Origin of the sequence: Actinomadura darangshiensis (assembly GCF_004349235.1) — a bacterium.
Classification (GTDB): Bacteria; Actinomycetota; Actinomycetes; order Streptosporangiales; family Streptosporangiaceae; genus Spirillospora; species Spirillospora darangshiensis.
In genome coordinates this window covers 1-3104 of sequence record NZ_SMKY01000530.1, presented here as the reverse complement: position 1 = coordinate 3104, position 3104 = coordinate 1, and the positions used below count along the sequence as shown (strand labels likewise).

At 69.2% G+C, this 3104-nt stretch carries 3 protein-coding genes; 2 read left to right on the top strand and 1 reads right to left on the bottom strand.

Annotated elements, in window-relative coordinates; translation table 11 throughout:
- Nucleotides 1-194: 194 nt before the first annotated feature.
- On the bottom strand, nucleotides 195-617 hold the full coding sequence (locus E1293_RS45945; RefSeq protein WP_132206295.1) for a hypothetical protein: 423 nt from the start codon (nucleotides 615-617) through the stop codon (nucleotides 195-197).
- A gap of 255 nt (nucleotides 618-872) precedes the next feature.
- On the opposite strand from E1293_RS45945, the gene E1293_RS45940 reads away from it, so the two are divergent.
- Together E1293_RS45940 and E1293_RS45935 are read left to right on the top strand one after the other, a co-directional pair.
- A complete protein-coding gene (locus tag E1293_RS45940) occupies nucleotides 873-1274 on the top strand; it encodes a hypothetical protein (protein WP_132206294.1) in 402 nt (133 codons plus the stop codon).
- 958 nt (nucleotides 1275-2232) lie between these two features.
- Nucleotides 2233-3104, top strand: an 872-nt coding sequence (locus E1293_RS45935; protein ID WP_132206292.1) for a helix-turn-helix domain-containing protein, incomplete at its 3' end; no start/stop codon positions are given.

Genomic DNA, 3104 nt, shown 5'->3' with positions numbered 1-3104 from the left:
GGGTGCGGGTGTGGGCTGGTGGTGGGGCGGTGTGAGCTACGAGCTCACCGGCCGGAGCTTGGTGCTGCGGCGGACTGGCTTTGGGTCAGGGCGGCGTGCCGGGCGAGGCGGAGGCCCCTCGGGCCGGCGCCGGCCCGAGGGGCGGCGCTGGCCTCGTGATCTGCCCGCCCGAGGCACCCGCGGTGGTGATCGGATCATGGCGCGGGCTCAAACTCACCGACCGGTAGGGTGCCGGTCAGGCCGTTGGCGCCGGGGATCACGGGGCGTTTCATGAGCCGCCCGCCGCGGCGGGCGATGTAGTCCAGCGCCATTCCCCGCGCTCGGGCGCCGTGTTTGGTGTGTACCGGCATGACATCGCGCTGATCGGATCGGGCGATGCCGTACTGGGTGATCACCCCAGCGTAGACCTCGGTTTCGCAGGGAAATTTGTAGACCCGTTTCCGGCCGTCATGATCGCCGCGAGTTTCCGCGATCACACGGTGCCGCTCCTCGTCAAAGATCAGCGCGGTGACGGTGACGTAGACATCTTCGTCGTAGTAGAACCGCATACCGGCCGTCAGACTTTCAGCTGGCAGTTCCACATCGTACCAGATTTCCCCGTCCGGAAACGGATCCATGATCCCTCCCTTTTCTTTTGCGGGCCGTTTCGGCGCCCGCCGTTTGGTGTTGCTATATCTATTGAACCTCGTGTGTCGGCGAAGTCAACCCCCCGAATTGGCGTGATTTACGGCTGGCCGCCATGGCGTCCAGGTAAGGGACTCCAGCCGTTTATGACTGGAAAAAGAATGCGGTAGGCGCTTGACGGTTGCGGCGGGTGGAGTGATGGTCGTGGCGGAAATAGAAACCGGCTCGCATGAAAGGGTGGAATGCGAATGTCTGAACTGGTCAACGCTGTCGTCCGCGACATCGCCGCCGCCGTCGGTGGCGCATCGGCGAAAGATCCCGATTTCGGTATCACGATCAAAACGCCGGAAGGGGTGATCGATGTTCTTCCGTTCCGGCGCGGTGTGACCGAATCGAGTCGTGCGTGGCGCGGTGACGCCGACTGGGCGGCACTGATCGTCTACCCAGGTCAGGACGCGGGCCTGGACGCCGCGCCGGAGGTGTATGTGGTTCCGGGCGCCGATTTCAGTGAGGACGCCTTCCGCGATGGCGGCCTTCTGCAGCATGTGGACTACCGGGGCCATGCGCAGCCCGGCGTGTTGTGGATCGACCTGGGCGGCGCGGCGTATGACGACCGTCATGCGCGGCTGGCCCGTTATCGGGTCGCCTGACCCGAACCGGCGCACACCGGGGGCCCGCCGCGCTGCCCGCCGCCGCGGGCCGGATCATCCTCGGGCCGCCCCCGCCACGGGGGGCGGCCCGAGCTCGTGGACGGCGCCCCCGACCGGCCAGCGATTAGGCGCGGCCGCGCCCGAGCCCCCCGGGCGCGAAAGTAGCCCGGGGCGTCATGGCGTGCCCGGCGGTCACCCGTCATAGGCGGTGCATACCGGGCCGCATGCTCCGCGGTCGTGTGGTCCGCCGGGCGCGAAATGCGCACGTATCTCCTCGTGCCGCCGCTGCTGCTGGGTGTCCCGGTCGCTTCGACGGTTCCCTCGGCGTGGTGGCGCGCCGTCATGCAACTGATCACACCGTGGGCACTGGCCGTAGGGCAGACGGCGCCCGAACGGCAACGGCTCGTGGGTGTGATCGATGAGACCGCGCGCGGCGCGGTCGGCGCGCCGGGCGTCACAGCGAGGGCATTGGCCCGGCGGGCGCAGCGGACTGAACGGCTCCACCGCGTGGTTGTGGGCCGCCTTCGCCGCAGAACGCGGGGCCTTCTGGTTGCGGTTGCTCATCGCTTCGCTCCTTTCGCGTGATGCCGTTATCGGGGTAGTGGCCGGTTTTCTTTGGTGGGTCGATCAAATCTCGATTTTCGGGCAAGTCAAGACGATTCGGCCGGATTGTTCCGGTGAGTTTCGCCGGCCTGCACGGTAAGCCTGCCCAGCCGTTAAAGGCAGATGAGAAATAGGTGGGGATTCATTCGGTTGCGGGGCTTGACTGGCGGTGTTTGTCGAGATAGAGGACGGAATCCACCCGGGGGAGGTGAGGGTGTCCAGCCGTTGTGGTAACCAAGAATCCCGTGAATTTCTATTGCAAGGGCCGTTTCGGCAGAGCGATGGTCGACCCTGCAAACAACAAACGCGGCGCCTGGCAAACGGCGCCGCACCCTACGGGAAAGGGAGTTGAACAATGGCGAAGACGAACATCGCCGCCCCGGACCGCGCCGGTACCGAAACGGCCCCTGACGGCCCCACCGCGGCCGACGACACCGCCCCCGCCCCTGGTGCCGGGACACGGCTGGACGGCGCGGCAGCGGCCGTGTGGAACACGCTGGCGGGCAACCCCGGCACCACCGTCACGGTCATCGCGCAGGCGGCGGACATGCCCAAGGCCACCGCCCGCAAGGCGCTACTGGCCCTGGAATCCCAGGACCTGGTCGTCCGCACCCCGGGCGGCCGCAACGGCGGCAAGCGCGCCCCCGACACCTGGCGCCCCGCCGAGCCGGGCGCCGATCAGGACGACACCGCCCCCCACGGCACCGGTACCCCGGACGGCGACGTTCCGGCGGCCCAGGACCAGACGGCCGACACCCCGGCCGCCGAGGGTGCCACTGCCAGTGAGAACACCACCCCCACCGACACCAACACCGACGCCGCCGAGGCCGAGGCCGAGGCAACCGACGGCGAAGAGGAGGGCATGGTTGCCGCCGCCGTGACCGAGGCGAGCGGCGCGCTGATGGAGCTGCGGGACGCGGTCGGCGTGGCGCTGACGGCCCTGGAGGCAGGGGACCGTGCGGCGGCGCTGACGGTGGCCGAGACGATCTACGCCGGGTCGGGCAAGGCCCGCCGCCTGGTGCGGGCCGCCGCCAACGGCCGCCCCCGCACCGCCTCGGGGCGCGCTCGTTCGAACCCGGGGGAACTGCGCGGCAAGGTGGCCGCGCACCTGGCCGCCCACCCCGGCGCCGAGTTCACCCCGCACGAGATCGGCAAGGTGGTTGGGCACTCGGCCGGAGCGATCGCCAACGCCCTGGACCGCCTGGTCGCCCTCGGTGAGGCGGTGAC

What these genes read in the sequence shown, in the direction of transcription:
- E1293_RS45945 (WP_132206295.1), bottom strand. Translation starts at nt 617, where the DNA reads ATGGATCCGTTTCCGGACGGGGAAATCTGGTACGATGTGGAACTGCCA.
- E1293_RS45940 (WP_132206294.1), top strand. Translation starts at nt 873, where the DNA reads ATGTCTGAACTGGTCAACGCTGTCGTCCGCGACATCGCCGCCGCCGTC.